This is a genomic window from Acinetobacter sp. 25-47-130 (assembly GCF_056779705.1).
Map to the genome: position 1 here is coordinate 1 of NZ_JBWYII010000020.1, position 635 is coordinate 635.

Annotated in this window: 1 protein-coding gene; it reads left to right on the forward strand. The window is 48.2% G+C overall.

Features of this window, described 5'->3' with window-relative positions:
- Positions 1-635: thiolase family protein (locus AC1M83_RS14150; protein WP_481590939.1), on the forward strand; the 635-nt coding region annotated here is incomplete at both ends.

Genomic DNA, 635 nt, shown 5'->3' on the forward strand with positions numbered 1-635 from the left:
CCTGTCCGTGCGGATGACTTAGGTGCAGTGCCATTAAAAGCGTTAATGGAACGTAACCCTTCTGTGGATTGGAATGTCGTCGATGACGTTTTATTTGGCTGTGCCAACCAAGCCGGTGAAGATAACCGTAACGTCGGTCGTATGTCGGCGCTTTTAGCAGGGATTCCTTATACAGTACCTGCAACCACAGTCAACCGTTTATGTGGTTCATCACTCGATACCGTAGCAATGGCTGCGCGTGCCATTAAAGCAGGCGAAGCTGACGTGATTGTGGCAGGTGGTGTTGAATCCATGTCACGTGCCCCATTTGTGATGGGTAAATCTGAGAGTGCATTTGGTCGTAGTCAAAAGATTGAAGACACCACCATGGGCTGGCGTTTTATCAACCCGAAGCTTAAAGAAATGTATGGTGTTGAAACCATGCCGCAAACGGCTGAAAACGTGGCTGAACAGTTCAATATTAGCCGTGCTGATCAAGACCAATTTGCTTTAACCAGCCAACTACGTACGGCTGCAGCGCAAGCACGTGGTTTCTTTGATCAAGAAATCGTGCCTGTGACTATTCCACAGCGTAAAGGTGATGCGGTTGTGGTGGCAAAAGATGAACATCCTCGTGCATCAACCACTTTAGAAGC